The organism is Pseudomonas sp. GW456-12-1-14-TSB6, from assembly GCF_059424205.1.
Map to the genome: position 1 here is coordinate 76865 of NZ_JBWKZE010000018.1, position 22216 is coordinate 99080.

Below are 22216 nucleotides of genomic sequence, written 5' to 3' on the forward strand. Positions count from 1 at the left end.
GGTTTGGCTTTTCTTCAGGCAAAAAAAGGGGCGGTTTGACCCGCCCACATTTTTTCCCTATTCCCTGTGTTCCTTTTCATCGTCCTGATGAATCGCGTCCTGCGATGTCCATTCCCCTCTTCCTTGAAGGGCGTGTCTATCCGTCGACACAACCCAGATACTAAAGAGTTCCCCGATACGGGCAACCGGTCGGATCCAGTAAAACCTCGTGTCATAAGCATTTAATAATTAAAAATATTCATATAAATCAAAATCTTATAAATGACTCAACAGACCAATGGATGTCTTCCGCAGTGTAAAAATAACGAACACTTACGAAAGAGTAAGCCAGGGCTTACACCGCGAGACTACAAAACCGGGAAATGACGACCGGTCGTCAGATCCCAGGCCGTACTCCAGAGCCGGGCAACAAAAAGCCCCGAACGGGTCGGGGCTTTTTATTGGTTGGCATGCAGAACGCTTACTGGAACAGCGACTCGCTCGACAGACCGTTTTTCTCGAGGATTTCCCGAAGGCGCTTGAGGCCCTCCACCTGGATCTGTCTCACCCGTTCCCGGGTCAGGCCGATCTCCAGACCTACATCTTCCAGCGTGCTGCTCTCGTGACCGCGCAGGCCGAAGCGACGTACCACCACTTCGCGTTGCTTGTCAGTCAGCTCCGAGAGCCACTGATCGATGCTCTGCGACAGGTCGTCATCCTGCAGCAGTTCGCACGGATCGGTCGGACGGTCATCCGTCAGAGTGTCCAGCAGGGTTTTATCCGAATCCGGACCCAGCGAGACGTCGACCGAAGAAACCCGCTCGTTCAGGCCCAGCATGCGCTTGACCTCGCCCACCGGTTTTTCCAGCAGGTTGGCGATTTCTTCGGGTGAAGGTTCGTGGTCGAGCTTTTGCGTCAGCTCCCGTGCAGCCCGCAGGTACACGTTGAGTTCCTTGACCACATGAATCGGCAACCGGATGGTCCGGGTCTGGTTCATGATCGCGCGTTCGATGGTCTGACGGATCCACCAGGTCGCGTAGGTCGAGAAGCGGAAGCCGCGCTCGGGATCGAACTTTTCCACCGCGCGGATCAGTCCGAGGTTGCCCTCTTCGATCAGATCCAGCAGCGACAGCCCCCGATTGACGTAACGCCGGGCGATTTTGACCACCAGCCGCAGGTTACTTTCGATCATGCGCTTGCGCCCGGCAGGATCGCCACTTTGCGACAAGCGCGCAAAATGAACTTCTTCTTCCGGGGAGAGCAGAGGGGAAAAGCCGATTTCGTTGAGGTACAGCTGCGTGGCATCGAGTGCCCGAGTGTAATCGATGTACTTATGTTGTTTAAGTGAAGCGGAGTGTTTGGATTTGGCACGAACGGAAGGTGGAGCAGCCCCTTCATCATTCGACATCGAATCCGAATCGATGCCGGTCTCCATCAGGAGAACCTCATCGTCGATGTCAAACTCCGGCACTTCTTTACTGAGAGCCATTGTTATAGTCCTTTGGTGAGTTCGACCCCAAGCTCAAGCGACGCCTTTATCCTTGGCAACGCTGGAGCCTGTCCCCTCTACGTGACGGAACAGGCTGGTCTGCAAATCAACGTCTTGGCAGGAACTGCAGCGGATCTACAGGTTTACCTTGTCGGCGAATCTCAAAATGCAGTTTCACCCGGTCTGTACCCGTTGACCCCATTTCGGCAATTGTCTGTCCGACCTTGACCTGCTGCCCCTCCCGTACCAACAGCCGACGGTTGTGTCCGTAAGCACTGACGTAGGTTTCGCTGTGTTTGATGATGACCAATTCGCCGTAGCCCCTTAAGCCACTCCCGGCGTATACCACCGTCCCATCAGACGCAGCTAAAACAGGCTGTCCCAAATCTCCGGCGATATCAATTCCTTTATTCAAACTACCGTTTGAAGAGAATTTTCCAATGAGAATGCCATTAGATGGCCATCCCCAGCCGGTCGGGGCCGGGCCCGCTGGAGGCAGTGGAGCGGGTGTTGGCTTGTTGGCGACGGACGGTACAACCGTCGTCGAAGCCGCACCGGAACCCGTGGTTGTGGTGGTGGTCGTGCCATTTGCCTGGCGCCGGATAACCGTGGTTTTGCTGGACGAAGACGCTGAGGAACCGGAGTTGCTGACGGCCGCCGTCGACGTTGAACCGGTGCGCCCGTCAAAGCGAATCGTCTGACCCGGATGTATCGTATATGGCGTAGGAATATTGTTCCGGGCGGCGAGGGCTTTGTAGTCCCAGCCGTAGCGAAAAGCGATGGAAAACAACGTATCGCCCGGACGGACTACATACTGCCCGGTCGTCACGACCGGACGCTGGGCCACCGTATTGTTGCGATCGACGACCCGAACGTTGCTCGATTTTGTGCTGGAGCAACCGACCAGCAAGGTGCTCAAGACAAGGCCAGTCACCAGGCGCTGAAAGCTCGTGTTACCCATACGCTGCGCAATGACTGTGAGACTCACCCGCCGCTCCCTTTGTGGTGGCTGAAAAATGTGGAATACCGATTCCGGCATGAAACTTCGCAAGTATAACGGGCGCAACCGGCTTTACCTTTATAGAAGCGCTATCGCTCGGCGCACACGTTTGCTTGTAGACGATCCATCCTGTTTAAACACTCGCTGCCGCTGTAAGACAGGCACGCGCGAAAGGAATTCAGCGGCCTCGAACAAATGCTCAGGCCAGCGGGCCATTAAGCAATGGCACGAAACGCACCGCCCCCAGAACGTGTCGGGAGAAGCCGTTTTCTTCACGCACGATCAGCATCAATTGCTGCACTTCGCCCGAACCGACCGGGATCACCATCCGCCCGCCCGGTGCCAGTTGATCAAGCAAAGCCTGAGGCACATCGGTGGCGACTGCCGTGACGATGATGCCGTTGTACGGCGCCAGCGCCGGCCAGCCTTCCCAGCCATCGCCCCAGCGAAACACCACATTGCGCAGGTTGAGCTCGACCAGGCGTTCCTTGGCCCGATCCTGAAGCACCTTGATGCGCTCGACCGAGAACACCCGCTCGACCAGTTGCGATAGCACCGCTGTCTGGTAACCGGAACCAGTGCCGATCTCCAGCACTTTATCCAGCGGCCCGGCCTCCAGCAGCAGCTCGCTCATGCGCGCCACCATATAAGGCTGGGAAATGGTCTGGTTGTTGCCGATCGGCAGCGCGGTGTCCTCATAGGCCCGGTGCGCCAGCGCTTCATCGACGAACAGGTGCCGCGGGGTGCGACGGATCACTTCCAGCACGCTGGCGTTGGAAACGCCCTCTTCATACAGACGCTGGATCAGGCGCTCACGGGTTCGCTGGGACGTCATCCCGATGCCGCTGCGCAGCCTGTCGTCTTGTTCACGAGCCATTAATTGAGCCCCTCCAGCCAGCCGTCGAGACTTCTGAAGGCATCATTGAAGGTGCGATCGAGCTGCAACGGAGTGATGGATACGTAACCCTGCATCACCGCGTGGAAATCGGTGCCCGGCCCGCCGTCTTCCGCATCACCTGCAGCAGCGATCCAGTAACCGGCCTTGCCGCGCGGATCCACGACCTTCATCGGTGCCGCCGCACGGGCGCGATGGCCGAGACGGGTCAATTGAATGCCGCGAATGTGATCGATCGGCAGATTGGGAATGTTCACGTTCAGCACCGTGCGCGGTGGCAGGTCGAGCCCGGAATGGGCTTCGACCAGTTTGCGCGCAAAGTAGGCGGCCGTAGGCAAGTTGTCGACCTGCCGCGAAGCCAGCGAGAAGGCAAACGACGGGCGCTCGAGAAAGCGGCCCTCGAGGGCGGCTGCCACCGTCCCGGAATACAGCACGTCATCACCCAGGTTGGCGCCCAGGTTGATCCCCGACACCACCATGTCCGGCTCGCGTTCAAGCAAACCGTTGAGGCCCAGATGAACGCAGTCGGTCGGCGTGCCATTGAGGCTGATAAAGCCGTTGGCCAGGTATTGCGGGTGCAATGGACGGTCGAGTGTCAGCGAACTGCTGGCACCACTCTTGTCCTGTTCCGGGGCGATAACCACGCACTCGGTGTAATCCGCCAGCGCAGCATAAAGCGCGGCAAGACCGGGCGCAGTCACCCCATCGTCGTTAGAAATCAGAATACGCATGGGCTGTCCGTCTGCCCCACCGGCACCAGATCAACGAGTTCGCGCACCAATACGGTGGCGAAGCATCCGGCCGGCAGGACGAATTCCAGTTGCAGAATGTCAGGCTCGGGATAATGCCACGTCAACCCGCCAATGGGCAGCCGCAGGATGCGACGTTCGTGGCTCATACCGGCATTAATCAACCAATCGCGCAGATCCGCCTCGCGTGCGGCAATCCCCTGCTCCAGATCATGGACAACCCCGGCCGCCGGCGAGTCACCTTCGCCCCACTGCGGACCGGTCGGGTGCAGGTCGAGAATCGCCAGACGCGGATCACTGCATTCGGCTTCCCCGGCCGGGAAAAAGCTGCGGCTATCGGTGAACGCCAGCAGATCGCCGACCTGGGCACGCTGCCAGGTGCCATCGGCGACCCGTGCTGCGAGCACCTGATTGAACAGAAAACTGCGCGCGGTCGACAGCAGTCGCGAACGCACATTGCGCTGCTCCGGCAGCGCCTTGCGCGCAGCCCACGAACGGGCATCGACCACGTTGCCACCGTCATGGCCAAAACGCTGGGCGCCGAAGTAATTCGGAATACCTTGTTTGGCGATCAGTTGCAGACGCTCGTCGATGGCAGCCTTGTCGCCTTTGAACTGGGTCAGGCGCAACGTGAAACCGTTGGCCGAATGCGCGCCACGTTGCAGCTTGCGCTTGTGGCGGGTGGTCTTGAGGATTTTCAGCGTGTCGTTTTCCGCCGCCGACAGATCCGGATCGGCCTTGCCCGGCAATTGCACGCTGAACCACTGGCGGGTCAGCGCCTGACGGTCTTTCAGACCGGCATAGCTCACCGTACGCAACGGTATACCGGCAGCCTTGGCGATACGGCGTGCAGCCTCTTCGGTATTCAGGCCGCGCTTTTCCACCCAGATCCACAAGTGCTCTCCGTCTCCGCTGAACGGAATGTCGAGCACTTCATCGACCTGAAAATCTTCGGCGATAGCTTTCAGTACCGCGGTGCCGAGGGCGTCACCATAGGCCCGCGGGCCGAGCAGTTGCAGTTCGTTCATGCGCGCAGCAACAAGGCAACGGAATGCACGGCGATGCCTTCTTCGCGACCGACGAAGCCGAGCTTCTCGGTGGTGGTGGCTTTCACGTTCACTTGATCCAGCTCTACTTGCAGATCCGCGGCAATCAGCGCGCGCATCGATTCGATATGGGGGGCCATTTTCGGGGCCTGGGCAACGATGGTGTTGTCGACATTGCCGACCTTCCAGCCCTTGGCGTGGATCAGACTGACCACATGACGCAGCAGCACACGGCTGTCAGCGCCCTTGAATTGCGGGTCGGTGTCCGGGAAATGCTTGCCGATATCACCCAGCGCAGCCGCGCCGAGCAAGGCATCGCTCAAGGCGTGCAGCAGGACGTCACCGTCGGAGTGAGCGAGCAGCCCGAAGCCGTGTGCGATTCGCACGCCGCCCAGAGTAATGAAATCGCCTTCAGCGAAACGGTGCACATCATAGCCGTGGCCAATACGCATAAAAAAACGCCCCGAATTTTGTCAGGGCGTGATTCTACCTGCATTAACCCGGGGGGTGTTCTCAATTAGTTTCCCCTCCGCGTTGTCGCCTTAAAGCGTGCCAGGCAAGGCGCAGGCCGCTGGGAATGGTTGTTCCCTTCCCAAGGCATGCAACGCAGCATGGCACGCTTTAAGGCACAACCCGAAGGGCCGGGCCTGCTGTTTTGCAGGGCTGCGTTGCTCGAAGCTTATTTGGAACAACCAAACCACGCTTCTCGCGCCTTGCCCTGCAAAACAGCAGACCCGGCGCGGAGTGGAAACTAACTGAGAACCCCCCCCAGAGCGCGTGCGTGATGCTGCAAGTGGTCGTCAATGAAGCTGGCGATGAAGAAATAGCTGTGGTCGTAGCCCGGTTGCAGACGCAACGTCAACGGATGACCCGCTTGTTTTGCCGCTTGTTGCAGGGCTTCGGGTTTTAGTTGGGTGGCGAGGAAGTCGTCGCGATCACCCTGATCGACCAGCAGTGGCAGTTTCTCGTCCGCTTCGGCGATCAGTGCACAGGCATCCCACTCGCGCCACTTCGAACGGTCTTCGCCCAGATAGCGGGAGAACGCTTTCTGGCCCCACGGACAATCCATTGGATTGTTGATCGGCGAAAACGCCGACACCGACTGATAACGCCCCGGATTGCGCAACGCACAGACCAGCGCACCGTGACCGCCCATCGAGTGGCCGCTGATACTGCGTTTGTCCGACGCCGGGAAATGCGCTTCAACCAGTGAAGGCAATTCCTGCACAACGTAGTCATGCATCCGATAGTGCCGCGACCAGGGTTCCTGCGTGGCATTCAGATAAAACCCGGCACCGAGACCGAAATCCCAGGCCCCGTCGGGATCACCCGGTACATCCGGGCCGCGCGGACTGGTGTCAGGTGCAACGATGATCAGCCCTAGTTCAGCCGCCATGCGCATGGCACCGGCCTTCTGCATGAAGTTCTCGTCCGTGCAGGTCAGGCCCGACAGCCAGTACAGCACCGGCAGCTTGCCGCCCTGCTCTGCCTGGGGCGGCAGGTACACGGCGAACACCATGTCGCAGCCCAGTACTTCGGAACGATGGCGATAGCGCTTGTGCCAACCGCCGAAACTTTTCTGACAGGAGATGTTTTCCAGACTCATGTAGGACTCCTACGCAACCACGGCCGCGCGGTGGCGGCCATGGCATCGGGATTGATCAGAAATGAATGACGGTACGGATGCTCTTGCCTTCATGCATCAGATCGAAGGCCTTGTTGATGTCTTCCAGGCCCATGGTGTGGGTGATAAAGGTATCCAGCGGGATTTCGCCGCTTTGCGCCATGTCGACATAGCTTGGCAGCTCGGTACGACCACGCACGCCACCGAACGCCGAACCGCGCCAGACGCGACCGGTCACCAGTTGGAATGGACGGGTGGCGATTTCCTGGCCGGCGCCGGCAACACCGATGATCACCGACTCGCCCCAGCCCTTGTGGCAGCACTCGAGGGCTGCGCGCATCAGCTGCACGTTGCCGATGCATTCGAAGGAGAAGTCGACGCCGCCATCGGTCATGTCGACGATCACTTCCTGGATCGGACGATCGAAATCTTTCGGGTTCACGCAGTCGGTGGCACCCAGTTGCTTGGCGATTTCGAACTTGGCCGGATTGATGTCGATGGCAATGATGCGCGAAGCCTTGGCTTTCACCGCACCAATCACGGCCGACAGACCGATGCCGCCGAGACCGAAGATGGCCACGGTGTCACCCGGCTTGACCTTGGCGGTGTTGATCACCGCACCGATACCGGTAGTCACGCCGCAACCGAGCAGGCAGACCTTTTCCAGCGGCGCATCCTTGGAGATCTTGGCCACGGAGATTTCCGGCAGCACGGTGTATTCGGAAAAGGTCGAAGTACCCATGTAGTGGAAAATCGCTTGGCCCTTGTAGGAAAAGCGCGAAGTGCCGTCCGGCATCAAGCCCTTGCCCTGGGTGGCGCGAATCGCCTGACACAGGTTGGTCTTGCCCGACTTACAGAATTTGCACTGACCGCATTCCGGGGTGTACAGCGGAATCACGTGGTCGCCGACGGCCACGGATGTCACGCCTTCGCCGATCGCTTCAACGATTGCGCCGCCTTCGTGGCCGAGGATCGACGGGAAGATACCTTCCGGGTCAGCGCCGGACAGCGTGTACGCATCGGTATGGCAAACGCCGGAAGCCACCACGCGCAGCAATACTTCACCGGCCTTGGGCATGGCGACATCGACTTCTACGATTTCCAGCGGCTTCTTGGCCTCGAAGGCAACGGCGGCGCGCGACTTGATCATGCTGACTCTCCAGTGAATCCAATGAATAAAAAACCAGACAGTCAGTGTAGTCCAGCGCTGCTTGATGAATAATCCGGGCAAAAGCAAAACATTATTGCCATACAGGGATAATCCCGATGTCCGAAAACCGCTGGGAAGGCATCGACGAGTTCGTCGCTGTTGCCGAATGCAGCCAGTTCACCGCGGCTGCCGAACGCCTCGGCGTTTCTTCCTCGCACATCAGTCGACAAATCGTACGACTGGAAGAGCGTTTGCAGACGCGACTGCTGTATCGCAGTACCCGACGCGTCACGCTGACCGAGGCCGGCCAGACCTTTCTGCAACATTGCCAGCGCCTGCAGGACGGTCGCGAAGAAGCGTTGCGTGCGGTCGGCGACCTGACCAGCGAACCCAAAGGCATGCTGCGCATGACCTGCGCCGTGGCCTATGGCGAGCGCTTCATCGTGCCGCTGGTGACGCGGTTCATGGGGCACTACCCGCAACTGCGCATCGACATTGAACTGACCAACCGCCAACTCGATCTGGTGCATGAAGGCCTGGACCTGGCGATCCGTCTTGGTCGGCTTCAGGATTCACGGCTCGTAGCGACTCGCCTGGCACCGCGGCGCATGTATCTGTGTGCGTCGCCGTCCTACCTGGAACGATACGGGCGCCCACACAGCTTGTCGGAACTGGGTCGGCACAATTGCCTGATCGGCAGCTCGGACATCTGGCAGCTTGAACAAAACGGGCGAGAATTTTCCCAGCGAGTACAAGGAAACTGGCGCTGCAACAGTGGGCAAGCGGTGCTGGATGCCGCACTGCAAGGCGTCGGGCTGTGTCAGTTGCCGGACTATTACGTGCTGGAGCATCTGCACAGCGGTGCGTTGATTTCTTTGCTGGAGGCGCATCAACCGCCGAATACGGCGGTGTGGGCGCTGTATCCGCAGCAACGGCACTTGTCGCCCAAGGTGCGCAAACTGGTGGATTTTCTCAAGGAAGGTTTGGCCGAACGGCCGGAATATCGGGCTTAACGGCGATTGGCCCAGCGCTGGCGCAACCATTCGAGGTCTTCGGGGCGGGTGACTTTTAGATTGTCCGCGCGGCCTTCGATCAGGCGCGGCGCCATGCCGGACCACTCCATTGCCGAGGCTTCATCGGTGATCACAGCATCAGCCACCAGACTGTCCGCCAGTGCGCGGTGCAAGGCACCGAGGCGGAACATCTGCGGCGTGTAGGCCTGCCAGATCACGCTGCGATCAACGGTTTCCACCACACGACCGTGTTTGTCGACCCGCTTCAGGGTGTCCTTCGCCGGTACGGCCAACAGGCCACCGACCGGATCGTTCGCCAGTTCAGTAAGCAATTTGTCGAGATCATCACGGCTCAGATTGGGCCGCGCCGCATCGTGCACCAGCACCCAGTCCTCGTCGTCCGCGCCTTGGGCGTGCAGATGAAGCAAGGCGTTGAGCACCGAGCCGGAACGCTCGGCACCACCGTCAACCCGTTGAATTCGCGGATCGCTGGCGCTGGCCAGGTTCGGCCAATAAGGATCATCGACAGCAAGACTGACCACCAGGCCCTTGAGGCTCGGGTGATCGAGGAAACAGCCGAGGCTGTGTTCGAGAATTGTGCGCCCGCCCAGTTGCAGGTATTGCTTGGGACGGTCCGCGGCCATTCGGGCACCGACGCCCGCGGCAGGAATCACGGCCCAGAAGGCCGGCAGGGAATCGATCATTGGGCCAACTGGTAAAGGGTTTCGCCGTCCTTGACCATGCCCAGTTCGTGACGAGCCCGCTCTTCAACGGTCTCCATGCCCTTCTTCAACTCGCTGACTTCAGCGTCCATCACCCGGTTGCGCTCCAACAAGGCTTCGTTCTCGGCGTGTTGATCAGCAATCTGCTGATTCAGTTCGGCGACTTGCGCCAGACTGCCATTGCCCACCCACAGGCGGTACTGCAGACCGGCCAGCAGCAAGAGCAAAACGAGAAACAACCAGTAAGGACTGCGCATCGAATATCAGGTATCCAGTGAAAAAAGACAGCCACGCCAAAACTTTGAAGCATCTGATAGCACGAAGCCTGGAATATCCAGGCTTGTGCATATAAGGCATCAGATTAGTGGCAAATCCATCGCTGTCACGACTTTTCCGACACAATCCGGTGTCTTTTTACCATTTACAACTTAGCCGCGGAACTCGGAGCGACCGTTGTACTTGGCCTTGCCATTCAACTGCTCTTCGATACGCAGCAGTTGGTTGTACTTGGAAACACGGTCGGAACGGCACAGCGAACCGGTCTTGATCTGGCCAGCCGAAGTACCCACGGCCAGGTCGGCAATGGTGGAATCTTCGGTTTCGCCCGAACGGTGCGAGATCACGGCGGTGTAACCGGCAGCCTTGGCCATCTGGATGGCTTCCAGGGTTTCGGTCAGGGTACCGATCTGGTTGAACTTGATCAGGATCGAGTTGGCGATCTTTTTATCGATGCCTTCTTTCAGGATCTTGGTGTTGGTCACGAACAGGTCGTCGCCGACCAGTTGGGTCTTCTCGCCGATCTTGTCGGTGAGGATCTTCCAGCCAGCCCAGTCGGACTCGTCCAGACCGTCTTCGATCGAGATGATCGGGTAACGCTCGGTCAGACCTTTGAGGTAGTCGGCGAAACCTTCAGCGGTGAACACTTGGCCTTCGCCGGACAGGTTGTACTTGCCGTCTTCGAAGAATTCGCTGGCCGCGCAGTCCAGAGCCAGGGTCACGTCGGTGCCCAGCTTGTAACCGGCGTTGGCGACTGCTTCGGAGATCACTTTCAGTGCGTCTTCGTTGGAAGCCAGGTTCGGCGCGAAACCGCCTTCGTCACCGACGGCAGTGCTCAGGCCACGGGCCTTCAGCACGGCTTTGAGGTGATGGAAAATCTCGGTGCCCATGCGCAGACCTTCCGAGAAAGACTTGGCGCCAACCGGCTGAACCATGAATTCCTGGATGTCGACGTTGTTGTCGGCGTGTTCGCCACCGTTGATGATGTTCATCATCGGAACCGGCATCGAGTACACACCCGGGGTGCCGTTCAGGTTGGCGATGTGTGCGTACAGCGGCAGGTCCTGATCCTGTGCAGCCGCCTTGGCCGCAGCCAGGGATACGGCGAGGATGGCGTTGGCGCCCAGGGTCGCTTTGTTTTCAGTACCGTCCAGCTTGATCATCGCGTGATCCAGCGCTTTCTGGTCGCTTGGGTCGGTGCCCAGCAGCAGATCGCGGATCGGACCGTTGATGTTGGCTACCGCCTTGAGCACGCCCTTGCCCAGGTAACGGCTCTTGTCGCCATCACGCAGCTCGAGCGCTTCACGCGAGCCAGTGGATGCACCGGACGGCGCACAGGCGCTGCCGATGATGCCGTTGTCGAGAAGCACGTCCGCTTCCACGGTGGGATTGCCACGGGAGTCGAGAACTTCACGACCTTTGATGTCGACGATTTTTGCCATTGTTGTAAACACTCCAAAGTTGACGAAAACGACGCAGCTAGAGGAAATCTTTTTACCGTCGGCAAGTGGTGTGCAGCGGGCAGCTTGCAGACGACAACGCTCATACCCGAGGGCATGAGCGACAAATCGTGCGGTACTTTACCGGAGAATTGAGGTTTACGCGGTTTCTACCGTCGGAAAACTCTTCACCAGTTCGTCCAGGGCTTTGAGCTGGGCCAGGAATGGCTCCAGTTTGTCCAGACGCAAGGCGCAAGGGCCGTCGCATTTGGCGTTGTCCGGATCCGGGTGCGCTTCGAGGAACAGGCCCGCCAGCGACTGGCTCATGCCAGCCTTGGCCAGGTCGGTGACCTGGGCGCGGCGACCGCCGGCAGAGTCGGAACGACCGCCAGGCATTTGCAGCGAATGGGTCACGTCGAAGAATACCGGGTACTCGAACTGCTTCATGATGCCGAAGCCGAGCATGTCGACCACGAGGTTGTTGTAGCCGAAGCTCGAACCGCGCTCGCAGAGGATCAACTGATCGTTACCCGCTTCCACGCACTTGTTCAGGATGTGTTTCATTTCCTGAGGCGCGAGGAACTGGGCTTTCTTGATGTTGATCACAGCGTTGGTCTTGGCCATCGCGACGACCAGATCGGTCTGGCGCGACAGGAAGGCCGGCAGCTGGATGATGTCGCAGACCTCGGCGACGACCGCGGCCTGGTCAGGCTCGTGGACGTCAGTGATGATCGGCACGCCGAAGGCTTGTTTGATGTCCTGGAAGATGCGCATGCCCTCTTCCAGGCCAGGACCGCGATAGGAGGTCACAGAAGAACGGTTGGCCTTGTCGAAGCTGGCCTTGAACACGTAAGGGATACCGAGTTTTTCGGTGACCTTCACGTACTCTTCGCAAACCTGCATGGCCATGTCACGGCTTTCCAGCACGTTCATGCCGCCGAACAGCACCATGGGTTTGTCGTTGGCAATCTCGATGTCGCCGACGCGGATGATCTTCTGTGCCATCGGGGTTACGCCTTCTTCTGGTGTTGAGCCAATGCCGCTTTGACGAAGCCGCTGAACAGCGGATGGCCATCGCGTGGCGTCGAGGTGAACTCAGGGTGGAACTGGCAAGCGACGAACCATGGATGATCCGGTGCTTCGACCACCTCAACCAGCGCTGCATCGGAAGAGCGACCGGAAATTTTCAGGCCGGCCTCGATGATTTGCGGCAGCAGGTTGTTGTTCACTTCGTAACGGTGACGGTGACGCTCGACAATCACATCCTTGCCGTAGCAGTCGTGCACCTTGGAGCCGGCTTCGAGCAGGCATTCCTGAGCGCCGAGGCGCATGGTGCCGCCCAGGTCGGACGCTTCGGTACGCACTTCAACGGCACCGGTGGCGTCTTCCCACTCGGTGATCAGACCGACAACCGGGTGGCCGCTGGCACGATCGAACTCGGTGGAGTTGGCGTCTTTCCAGCCCAGCACGTTACGGGCGAACTCGATGACCGCCACTTGCATGCCCAGGCAGATACCCAGGTAAGGAACCTTGTTTTCGCGAGCGTATTGAACGGCGGTGATTTTGCCTTCCACGCCACGCAGACCGAAGCCGCCCGGTACGAGGATCGCGTCGACGCCTTCCAGCAGCGCGGTGCCCTGGTTCTCGATGTCTTCGGAATCGATGTAGCGCAGGTTGACCTTGGTGCGGTTGGTGATGCCGGCGTGACTCATCGCTTCGATCAGCGACTTGTAGGCGTCCAGCAGTTCCATGTACTTGCCGACCATCGCGATGGTGACTTCGTGCTCTGGATTCAGTTTGGCATCGACGACCTTTTCCCACTCGGACAGGTCGGCGCCATTGCATTGCAGGCCGAAACGCTCGACGACGAAATCGTCCAGACCCTGGGCGTGCAGCACGGCCGGGATCTTGTAGATGGTGTCGACGTCTTCCAGGGAGATCACCGCACGTTCTTCAACGTTGGTGAACAGCGCGATCTTGCGACGCGACGACACATCCACCGGATGGTCGGAGCGGCAGATCAGCACGTCTGGCTGCAGGCCGATCGAACGCAGTTCCTTCACGGAGTGCTGGGTCGGCTTGGTCTTGGTCTCGCCAGCGGTGGCGATGTACGGAACCAGGGTCAGGTGCATCAGCATCGCGCGCTTGGAGCCGACTTCCACACGCAGCTGGCGGATGGCTTCGAGGAACGGTTGCGACTCGATGTCACCCACGGTACCGCCGATTTCCACCAGCGCCACGTCGGCATCGCCGGCGCCCTTGATGATGCGACGCTTGATTTCGTCGGTGATGTGCGGAATCACCTGGATGGTTGCACCCAGGTAGTCACCACGGCGCTCTTTGCGCAGCACGTGCTCGTAGACACGGCCGGTGGTGAAGTTGTTGTTCTGGGTCATGGTCGTGCGGATGAACCGCTCGTAGTGGCCCAGGTCCAGGTCGGTCTCGGCGCCGTCGTGGGTGACGAACACTTCACCGTGCTGGAACGGGCTCATGGTGCCCGGGTCGACGTTGATGTACGGATCCAGCTTCAGCATGGTGACCTTAAGCCCCCGCGCCTCCAGGATGGCCGCCAATGAAGCCGATGCAATGCCTTTCCCCAAAGAAGAAACAACACCGCCCGTGACGAATATGTAGCGCGTCATGAAAAACCCTAGAAGTCTGCGTTAAAGCGGTCCGAGCCGCCGGGGAAAGCGAAGGAAGGCCGAAGCCCCCGATCACCTGCATTAATCACAGTGCACCTTTCAAAAAAACCGCCGCGTTGGGACAGACCGGAAGTGAAAACACCGGTACGTTGCTCGCTACACATTTTTTGGAATCGCCCAGCAAAGACTGCTTGGTAATCGGCAACTCCTGCAATTCAGGCGAATCCACAGAAGTTGTATCAAGAAGGGAGCGTAGTCTACCGGAATGCCCCCTTCATCTCAAACCTTGATCTTCGTCCAAAGGCTGCCAATGCAATCGCCAGCCTTCCAATGCATTGCCGTCGAGCCCCGGCAGGTTCGCCACGGCGAGCAATTCTTCACCGCGAAACAGCAGCGGCAATCTGCCACGCACAAAGCCCGGCACCGCGCGCTCATTGAGCAGGCGCTTGAGATCGCGATGGCCGCGACCCGCCAGTTCCATCACCTCGCCGCCCTGCCGGTAGCGGATGTGCAGCGGCCCGGCGGGAGTCTGACCGCTGAACATGACACGTCCGTTATCGGGCAAGCGTAGCGCCAGTGATGGCTCGTGCCAGTCGCCGCTGACTACCGGCGCGCGCAACCATTGCCCGCTGAGCCACCACAGGCGACCGGCGCTTCGGTGCAGCTCGCCATCCGCCAGACGCCAGATCGGCGAGGCATCGTTGCCGGCGTCACGCACATCGACCCAACCCGACCAATGGTCGGTATCCGGCAGTCGGGTCAAAGGTTCAAGCCAGTGGCTGAGTGCATTTCGCTGACGGGCATCGGACAACCCCGCAACGGCCGCAAACTCCAACGATGGCAATCCCGCCCACTCGAACTCAGCGGGCAAGCTCGCTTGAGCCAGGTCGATTTGCGCCAGTTCATCTAGCAAGCACTGCGCCTCACTCAGATGCGCCGCACTGCGGGCCATGCTGGCGTGTGCCTGGGGCCAGCGGCCGGTCAGTAGCGGCAGGACCTGATGGCGCAGATAGTTGCGCGAGAACTGCAGATCCTGATTCGACGGGTCCTCGATCCAACGCAGACCATGATCCTGCGCATAGGCTTCCAGCTCGGCACGTGTGACGTCGAGCAACGGCCGAACCAGACTGCCCTGCCCCAGCGCTCGCGTGGCCGGCATTCCGGACAACCCACGCACGCCGGCGCCACGCAGCAGACGGAACAACAGCGTTTCAGCCTGATCGTCGCGATGCTGCCCGGTCAGCAGCACATCATTGGCCTGAGTCGCCGCACTGAACGCCGCATAGCGCGCATCCCGTGCCGCGCGCTCTACACTCGCCCCCGGCTGCACCTGCACACGCACCACTTGCAACGACACCGCCAGTTCATCGCAAACAGCCTGACAATGCGCAGGCCATGCGTCGGCCGCAGCCTGAAGGCCGTGATGAACATGAATGGCGCTTAGCGCCGGAAGGGATTCGGTTTTGGCGAGATTGGCCAGGAGGTGCAGCAGAACGGTGGAGTCAAGGCCGCCGGAGAAGGCGATGCGCCAATGGGAAGCACCGAGCCAGGGCTTGAGATTGCGCAGAAGCCTGGAAGGCAAATCAATCGTCGACTGATCCATTTCTTTCCCTTGGCACAAATCAAATGTGGGAGCGAGCCTGCTCGCGATAGCGGTGCAACAGCCAACTCAATGGTTGAATGTTACCCCTCATCGCGAGCAGGCTCGCTCCCACATCGGGTATTGCGCGGTCGACTTAGAGACCGTAGCTCATCAGACGATCATAACGACGCTTGAGCAGCGCTTCGTTGTCGAACTTCTTCAGCATCGCGAGTTGCGAGCTCAGCTCGGCGCGGATCGAGGCAGCGGCAGCGGCCGGATCACGGTGGGCGCCGCCCAGAGGCTCGCTGATCACCTTGTCGACGATGCCCAGGCCTTTCAGACGCTCGGCGGTGATGCCCATCGCTTCAGCAGCATCCGGCGCCTTCTCTGCGGTTTTCCATAGAATCGAAGCGCAGCCTTCCGGCGAGATCACCGCGTAGGTCGAGTACTGCAGCATGTTCAACTGGTCGCACACGCCGATCGCCAGTGCACCGCCGGAACCACCTTCACCAATCACGGTGGCGATGATCGGGGTTTTCAGGCGGGCCATGACGCGCAGGTTCCAGGCAATCGCTTCGCTCTGGTTGCGCTCTTCAGCATCGATACCAGGGTACGCGCCCGGGGTGTCGATAAAGGTCAGGATCGGCATCTTGAAACGCTCGGCCATTTCCATCAGGCGGCAGGCCTTGCGGTAGCCTTCCGGACGCGGCATGCCGAAGTTGCGGCGTACCTTTTCACGCACTTCACGGCCCTTCTGGTGACCGATCACCATCACTGGCTGGTCTTCCAGACGTGCCACGCCGCCCACAATGGCCGCGTCGTCGGAGAAGTGACGATCACCGTGCAGTTCGTCGAACTCGGTGAAGATGTGCTCGATGTAGTCCAGGGTGTAAGGACGTTTCGGGTGACGCGCCAGACGTGCGATCTGCCAGCTGGTCAGCTTGCCGAAGATGTCTTCGGTGAGCGTCTTGCTCTTGTCCTGCAGGCGGGAGATCTCATCGCCGATATTCAGCGAATTGTCATTACCGACCAAGCGCAACTCTTCGATCTTGGCTTGCAGGTCGGCGATCGGCTGTTCGAAATCTAGAAAATTCGGGTTCATAGGCGTCCGTCTTGGGTCGTGTCCCAAATGAGCTTGGGCCGGCCGGTTGTCTATTCGCGCCCTACCTTAAGGGAGAGGCGCGCTGAGGTCGAGATTAAAAATTCAGGTTGTGGGCAGGCGCTTTGATGGCACCTCCCGGTCAACGGTATTGGAGGAAGACGTTGTCTCGCCCGAACTGGTCACGCAGGGCTTGAATCAAGGCATCCGCCGGGTCAATCCGCCAGGTCTCGCCAAACTGCAGCAAGGTCTTCGCATCGGGACTGGTGTATTCCATGGTGATCGGGCACGCACCGCGATGACGCTTGAGCAAATCACCCAACCAGCGTAGCTGATCGCCTTTCAGGTCCTGGGTCTGCAACTTCAGGCGCAGGCTCTCGGCGAGGTTGGTGCGTGCATCTTCCATGCTCATCACCCGCTTGACCCGCAGGCGCAGGCCGCCGGAGAAGTCATCGTTGCTGACCTCGCCTTCGACCACCACCATTGCGTCGGTCTGCAGCAGCGACTGCGCGGAGTGGAACGCATCGGCGAACAGCGACGCCTCGATCCGCCCGGATCGGTCGTCGAGGGTGATGAAGCCCATCTTGTCGCCCTTTTTGTTCTTCATCACCCGCAGGGCGATGATCATGCCCGCCACGGTCTGGGTGTCCCGTGCCGGTTTCAGGTCGATGATGCGCTGGCGGGCGAAACGGCGGATTTCACCTTCGTATTCGTCGATCGGGTGACCGGTCAGGTACAGGCCCAAGGTGTCTTTTTCACCTTTGAGCCGCTCTTTGAGCGTCAGCTCTTTCGCCTTGCGGTGAATCGCGTAAACGTCCGCGTCCTCCTCAACGAACAGCCCGCCGAACAGGTCGGCGTGGCCGCTGTCACGGGTGCGCGCGGTCTGCTCGGCCGACTTGATCGCCTCTTCCATCGCCGCCAGCAGCACGGCGCGGTTGCGGTCGATGTTGGCCTGATAGGCCTTCTGCTCGTCATGGAAGTACGGACCGAGGCGATCCAGCGCGCCGCTGCGGATCAGACCGTCCAGCGTGCGCTTGTTGATGCGCTTGAGGTCGACCCGGGCGCAGAAGTCGAACAGATCCTTGAACGGGCCGGCCTGACGGGCCTCGGTGATCGCTTCCACCGGACCTTCACCGACACCTTTGATCGCGCCCAGGCCGTATACGATGCGGCCTTCGTCGTTCACCGTGAACTTGAACTCCGAAGTGTTCACGTCCGGCGCGTCGAGGCGCAGCTTCATCGTGCGCACTTCCTCGATCAAGGTCACGACCTTGTCGGTGTTGTGCATGTCCGCCGACAGTACCGCGGCCATGAACGGCGCCGGGTAGTGGGCTTTCAGCCAGGCGGTCTGGTACGACACCAGGCCGTAGGCGGCGGAGTGGGATTTGTTGAAGCCGTAGCCGGCGAATTTTTCCACCAGGTCGAAAATGTTACCGGCCAGATCCGCGTCGATATTGTTCGACGCACAACCCTCAATGAAACCGCCGCGCTGCTTGGCCATTTCCTCGGGTTTCTTCTTGCCCATCGCCCGACGCAGCATGTCCGCACCACCGAGGGTGTAACCGGCCATGACCTGGGCGATCTGCATCACCTGTTCCTGATACAGGATGATGCCGTACGTCGGCGCCAGCACCGGTTGCAAACCTTCGTACTGGTAATCCGGGTGCGGATACGCAAGTTCAGCGCGACCGTGTTTACGGTTGATGAAGTCATCCACCATGCCCGACTGCAGCGGGCCCGGACGGAACAGGGCCACCAGTGCGATCAGGTCTTCGAGGCAGTCGGGCTTGAGCTTTTTGATCAGTTCTTTCATGCCGCGGGATTCGAGCTGGAACACCGCGGTGGTTTCAGCTTTTTGCAGCAGTTGATAAGTCGGCTTGTCATCCAGCGGGATGAACGCGATGTCCAGCGGCGGCTCGTTGACCTTGGCGCGGTCACGGTTGATGGTCTTCAGCGCCCAGTCGATGATCGTCAGGGTCCGCAGGCCGAGGAAGTCGAACTTCACCAGACCGGCCGCCTCGACGTCGTCCTTGTCGAACTGGGTCACCAGACCGTCGCCGGCCTCGTCGCAATAGATCGGCGAGAAGTCGGTCAGCTTGGTCGGCGCGATCACCACACCACCGGCGTGTTTACCGACGTTACGCACCACACCTTCGAGCTTGCGCGCCATCTCCCAGATTTCCGCCGCTTCTTCATCGACCTTGATGAAGTCGCGCAGGATTTCTTCCTGCTCGTAGGCTTTTTCCAGGGTCATGCCGACTTCGAACGGAATCATCTTCGACAGGCGATCGGCCAGGCCGAACGACTTGCCCTGGGCCCGCGCCACGTCGCGGACCACAGCCTTCGCCGCCATGGAACCGAAGGTGATGATCTGGCTTACGGCATTGCGGCCGTACTTTTCGGCCACGTAATCGATCACCCGGTCGCGACCATCCATGCAGAAGTCGACGTCGAAGTCGGGCATCGATACCCGTTCCGGGTTGAGGAAACGTTCGAACAGCAGGTCATATTCCAGCGGGTCGAGGTCGGTGATCTTCTGCACATAGGCCACCAGCGATCCGGCACCCGACCCCCGGCCCGGGCCCACCGGCACACCGTTGTTCTTGGCCCACTGGATAAAGTCCATCACGATCAGGAAGTAACCGGGGAACCCCATCTGGATGATGATATCCAGTTCGAAATTCAGCCGGTCAACGTAGACCTGACGCTTGGCCTCGTAGTCCTCGGTGGTGTCCTTGGGCAGCAGCACGCTGAGGCGCTCTTCCAGGCCATCGAAAGAGACCTTGCGGAAATACTCGTCGATGGTCATGCCATCGGGAATCGGGTAATCCGGCAGGAAGTGCTTGCCCAGCTTCACATCAATGTTGCAACGCTTGGCGATCTCGACGGTGTTCTCGATCGCATCCGGCAGGTCGCTGAACAGCTCGGCCATTTCCTCGGCGCTTTTCAGATACTGCTGGTCGCTGTAGTTCTTCGAACGCCGCGGATCGTCGAGGGCCCGGCCCTCACCGATGCAGACGCGGGTTTCGTGAGCGGCGAAGTCTTCCTGCTTGATGAAGCGCACGTCGTTGGTGGCTACCAGCGGCGCACCAAGCTTGTCGGCCAGGGCCACGGCACCGTGCAACTGTTCTTCGTCGTTCGGACGATTGGTACGCTGAATTTCCAGATAGAAGCGATCCGGGAACACTGCCATCCATTCGCGGGCAAGCGCCTCGGCTTCGGCGGGGTTGCCGCCGATCATGGCCATGCCGATCTCGCCTTCCTTCGCGGCGGACAGCATGATCAGGCCTTCGTTGGCCTCGGCGACCCACTCGCGCTCGATGATGACCATGCCGTTGCGCTGACCGTCGATGAAGCCACGGGAAATCAATTCGGTCAGGTTGCGATAGCCCTGGGCATTCATGACCAGCAGGCTGATGCGGCTCAGCGGACCATCCGGGTCCTTGTTCGACAGCCACAGGTCGGCGCCGCAGATCGGCTTGATCCCGGCACCCATGGTGTTTTTATAGAATTTGACCAGCGAACACATGTTGTTCTGGTCGGTCACCGCAACGGCCGGCATGCCCATGCCGGTCAGGGCCTTGACCAGCGGCTTGATCCGCACGAGCCCATCGACCAGGGAGTATTCAGTGTGCAGGCGTAGATGAACGAATGAAGCCGGCATAGTGATCCTGTCCAGTTACATAGAGACAACAAGGCCCGGATTGTACCGGGCCCCGAACAAAACATCAGCCTTGCCGCTAAACCTGCGTCAAGCCTTCCAGCGCTTCGTAAGCCTGACGCACCGGGGCAAACGAACGCCGGTGAATCGGCGTCGGCCCGAGGCGTGACAGCGCTTCCAGATGAACGGGGGTCGGATAGCCTTTATGGCCGCCGATGCCGTAACCCGGGTAGATCAATTCAAACGCCGCCATCTCGCGGTCGCGGCTGACCTTGGCCAGAATCGATGCCGCTGCAATCGCCGGCACCTTGCCGTCGCCCTGCACCACCGCTTCGGAACGCATCGGCAGTTTCGGGCAGCGGTTGCCGTCGATCATCGCCAGTTTCGGCTGGATGTGCAGGCCAGCGACTGCGCGTTGCATCGCCAGCATGGTGGCGTGAAGGATGTTCAGCTCGTCGATTTCTTCGACCTCGGCGCGGGCGATGCACCAGCTGAGCGCCTTCTCGCAGATTTCATCGTAGAGCTTTTCGCGCTTGGCTTCGGTGAGTTTTTTCGAGTCGTTCAGACCGAGGATCGGCCGATTCGGATCGAGGATCACCGCTGCGGTGACGACCGCTCCGCACAACGGACCGCGACCGACTTCATCCACGCCGGCCACCAGCTCTTCGACTTCGGCGACCAGTGTGAAATCCAGGCCCATCTGCATGCTTGTCTTGCTCATCGTGTTTGCCCGATCAGGTTCAGAACGGCGTCAGCCGCCTGATTGGAAGCGTCCAGGCGCAGGGTGCGATGGATCTCGTCGAAGCCACGGGTCTGCTCTTCGCCACCGTCGATCAATGGCGACAGGGTCTGGGCAAGCGCCTCGACCGTCGCATCATCCTGCAACAATTCCGGCACCAGCAGTCGCTGGGCCAGTAGGTTCGGCAGTGAGACGTACGGACTCTTGACCATACGTTTGAGAATCCAGAACGTCAGCGGCGCAAGACGGTACGCCACGACCATCGGGCGCTTGTACAGCAGCGCTTCGAGGGTCGCTGTACCCGACGCGATCAGGACCGCATTGCACGCCGCCAGGGCCAGGTGGGATTTGCCATCGAGCAGGGTCACTGGCAGATCGCGGCCAGCCAGCAATTCTTCAAGCTGGGCACGACGCTCGGGGCTGGCGCACGGGATGACGAAACGCACACCCGGGCGCATGGCCCGCAAGCGTTCGGCGGTATCAAGGAACAACGCACCCAGACGGCTGACTTCGCCGCCCCGGCTGCCAGGCATCAATGCCACCAGCGGACCGTCCGGCAGACCGAGTTCGGCCCGCGCAGCAGAGCGATCGGCCTCCAGTGGAATGGTGTCGGCCAGTGTATGGCCGACGAACCGCACCGGTACGCCCTTCTCTTCGTAGAATCTGGCTTCGAACGGCAGCAGCGTGAGCATCAGGTCGCAGCCTTCGCGGATCTTCAGCACCCGCTTCTGCCGCCACGCCCACACCGACGGGCTGACGTAGTGCACGGTCTTGATTCCGGCCTGACGCAGCTTGAGTTCGATATTGAGGTTGAAATCCGGTGCGTCGATGCCGATGAACACATCCGGTTTTTCAGCGATAAGCGTGGCGATCAGGTCTTTGCGGCGCTTGAGCAGTTCACGCAAGCGTCCCAGGACCTCCACCAGGCCCATGACCGACAGACGCTCCATCGGAAAATAGGAAGTCAGGCCTTCGGCCTGCATCAGCGGGCCACCGACACCGATGAACTCCACCGCAGGGTGCTGTGCCTTGAGGGCCCGCATGAGGCCTGCGCCCAGAATGTCACCGGAAGCCTCCCCCGCCACCAGCGCAATACGCAGATTGGCCATGG

Annotated in this window: 19 protein-coding genes; 1 reads left to right on the forward strand and 18 read right to left on the reverse strand. The window is 60.0% G+C overall.

The features are described 5' to 3' along the window. Nucleotides 1-460: 460 nt before the first annotated feature. The 8 genes from rpoS to AC07Y2_RS18010 all read right to left on the reverse strand — a co-directional run bounded on the left by rpoS (nucleotide 461) and on the right by AC07Y2_RS18010 (nucleotide 7932). On the reverse strand, nucleotides 461-1468 hold the full coding sequence (rpoS, locus tag AC07Y2_RS17975) for an RNA polymerase sigma factor RpoS (protein WP_007954831.1): 1008 nt from the start codon (nucleotides 1466-1468) through the stop codon (nucleotides 461-463). Between the two features lie 106 nt (nucleotides 1469-1574). Then, nucleotides 1575-2456, reverse strand: a complete 882-nt coding sequence (locus tag AC07Y2_RS17980; protein WP_103386550.1) for a peptidoglycan DD-metalloendopeptidase family protein — start codon at nucleotides 2454-2456, stop codon at nucleotides 1575-1577. 211 nt (nucleotides 2457-2667) lie between these two features. Continuing rightward, a complete protein-coding gene (locus AC07Y2_RS17985) occupies nucleotides 2668-3303 on the reverse strand; it encodes a protein-L-isoaspartate(D-aspartate) O-methyltransferase (protein WP_170844894.1) in 636 nt (211 codons plus the stop codon). Nucleotides 3304-3344: 41 nt separating this feature from the next. Then, entirely contained in the window at nucleotides 3345-4094 is a 750-nt protein-coding gene (gene surE, locus AC07Y2_RS17990; RefSeq protein ID WP_039769691.1) for a 5'/3'-nucleotidase SurE, read from the reverse strand. Continuing rightward, nucleotides 4082-5140, reverse strand: a complete 1059-nt coding sequence (gene truD / locus AC07Y2_RS17995; RefSeq protein WP_103386551.1) for a tRNA pseudouridine(13) synthase TruD — start codon at nucleotides 5138-5140, stop codon at nucleotides 4082-4084. The genes surE and truD overlap by 13 nt, the downstream gene beginning before the upstream one ends. Then, nucleotides 5137-5610 (reverse strand): 2-C-methyl-D-erythritol 2,4-cyclodiphosphate synthase, encoded by a 474-nt coding sequence (gene ispF, locus AC07Y2_RS18000; protein ID WP_007954821.1) that lies wholly within the window; start codon nucleotides 5608-5610, stop codon nucleotides 5137-5139. Before ispF ends, truD begins: the two co-directional genes overlap by 4 nt. 299 nt (nucleotides 5611-5909) lie before the next feature. Continuing rightward, a complete protein-coding gene (gene fghA, locus AC07Y2_RS18005) occupies nucleotides 5910-6764 on the reverse strand; it encodes an S-formylglutathione hydrolase (protein WP_039769689.1) in 855 nt (284 codons plus the stop codon). Nucleotides 6765-6819: 55 nt separating this feature from the next. Beyond that, the gene (locus tag AC07Y2_RS18010) at nucleotides 6820-7932 is read right to left on the reverse strand and encodes an S-(hydroxymethyl)glutathione dehydrogenase/class III alcohol dehydrogenase (protein ID WP_103386552.1); all 1113 of its coding nucleotides are present in this window, start codon (nucleotides 7930-7932) and stop codon (nucleotides 6820-6822) included. A gap of 116 nt (nucleotides 7933-8048) precedes the next feature. On the opposite strand from AC07Y2_RS18010, the gene AC07Y2_RS18015 reads away from it, so the two are divergent. Continuing rightward, nucleotides 8049-8945 (forward strand): LysR family transcriptional regulator, encoded by an 897-nt coding sequence (locus tag AC07Y2_RS18015; protein WP_103386553.1) that lies wholly within the window; start codon nucleotides 8049-8051, stop codon nucleotides 8943-8945. Here AC07Y2_RS18015 and ispD read toward each other — a convergent pair. The 10 genes from ispD to lpxB all read right to left on the reverse strand — a co-directional run bounded on the left by ispD (nucleotide 8942) and on the right by lpxB (nucleotide 22214). Beyond that, complete coding sequence (gene ispD / locus AC07Y2_RS18020; protein ID WP_103386554.1) at nucleotides 8942-9649, reverse strand: 2-C-methyl-D-erythritol 4-phosphate cytidylyltransferase; 708 nt, start codon at nucleotides 9647-9649, stop codon at nucleotides 8942-8944. The two genes, AC07Y2_RS18015 and ispD, sit on opposite strands and share 4 nt — an antisense overlap. Further along, complete coding sequence (gene ftsB, locus AC07Y2_RS18025; RefSeq protein WP_003222158.1) at nucleotides 9646-9924, reverse strand: cell division protein FtsB; 279 nt, start codon at nucleotides 9922-9924, stop codon at nucleotides 9646-9648. The genes ispD and ftsB overlap by 4 nt, the downstream gene beginning before the upstream one ends. 171 nt (nucleotides 9925-10095) lie before the next feature. Then, nucleotides 10096-11385 carry a phosphopyruvate hydratase gene (eno, locus tag AC07Y2_RS18030; RefSeq protein WP_007954808.1) on the reverse strand — a complete coding sequence of 430 codons (1290 nt, stop codon included), beginning with the start codon at nucleotides 11383-11385 and terminating at the stop codon, nucleotides 10096-10098. A gap of 156 nt (nucleotides 11386-11541) precedes the next feature. Then, nucleotides 11542-12387, reverse strand: coding sequence for a 3-deoxy-8-phosphooctulonate synthase (gene kdsA, locus AC07Y2_RS18035; RefSeq protein ID WP_007954807.1), 846 nt, complete (start codon nucleotides 12385-12387; stop codon nucleotides 11542-11544). Between the two features lie 5 nt (nucleotides 12388-12392). After that, nucleotides 12393-14024, reverse strand: coding sequence for a CTP synthase (gene pyrG / locus AC07Y2_RS18040; protein WP_011332696.1), 1632 nt, complete (start codon nucleotides 14022-14024; stop codon nucleotides 12393-12395). Between the two features lie 274 nt (nucleotides 14025-14298). Next, nucleotides 14299-15627: a tRNA lysidine(34) synthetase TilS gene (tilS, locus tag AC07Y2_RS18045; RefSeq protein WP_103386555.1), complete on the reverse strand. Its 1329-nt coding sequence runs from the start codon at nucleotides 15625-15627 to the stop codon at nucleotides 14299-14301. 133 nt (nucleotides 15628-15760) lie between these two features. Next, nucleotides 15761-16708: an acetyl-CoA carboxylase carboxyltransferase subunit alpha gene (locus tag AC07Y2_RS18050; RefSeq protein WP_011332694.1), complete on the reverse strand. Its 948-nt coding sequence runs from the start codon at nucleotides 16706-16708 to the stop codon at nucleotides 15761-15763. 139 nt (nucleotides 16709-16847) lie between these two features. Beyond that, the gene (dnaE, locus tag AC07Y2_RS18055; RefSeq protein WP_085748115.1) at nucleotides 16848-20369 is read right to left on the reverse strand and encodes a DNA polymerase III subunit alpha; all 3522 of its coding nucleotides are present in this window, start codon (nucleotides 20367-20369) and stop codon (nucleotides 16848-16850) included. Between the two features lie 76 nt (nucleotides 20370-20445). Beyond that, complete coding sequence (rnhB, locus tag AC07Y2_RS18060; RefSeq protein ID WP_064379016.1) at nucleotides 20446-21072, reverse strand: ribonuclease HII; 627 nt, start codon at nucleotides 21070-21072, stop codon at nucleotides 20446-20448. Nucleotides 21073-21083: 11 nt separating this feature from the next. Further along, complete coding sequence (gene lpxB / locus AC07Y2_RS18065; RefSeq protein ID WP_039769681.1) at nucleotides 21084-22214, reverse strand: lipid-A-disaccharide synthase; 1131 nt, start codon at nucleotides 22212-22214, stop codon at nucleotides 21084-21086. Nucleotides 22215-22216 lie beyond the last annotated feature (2 nt).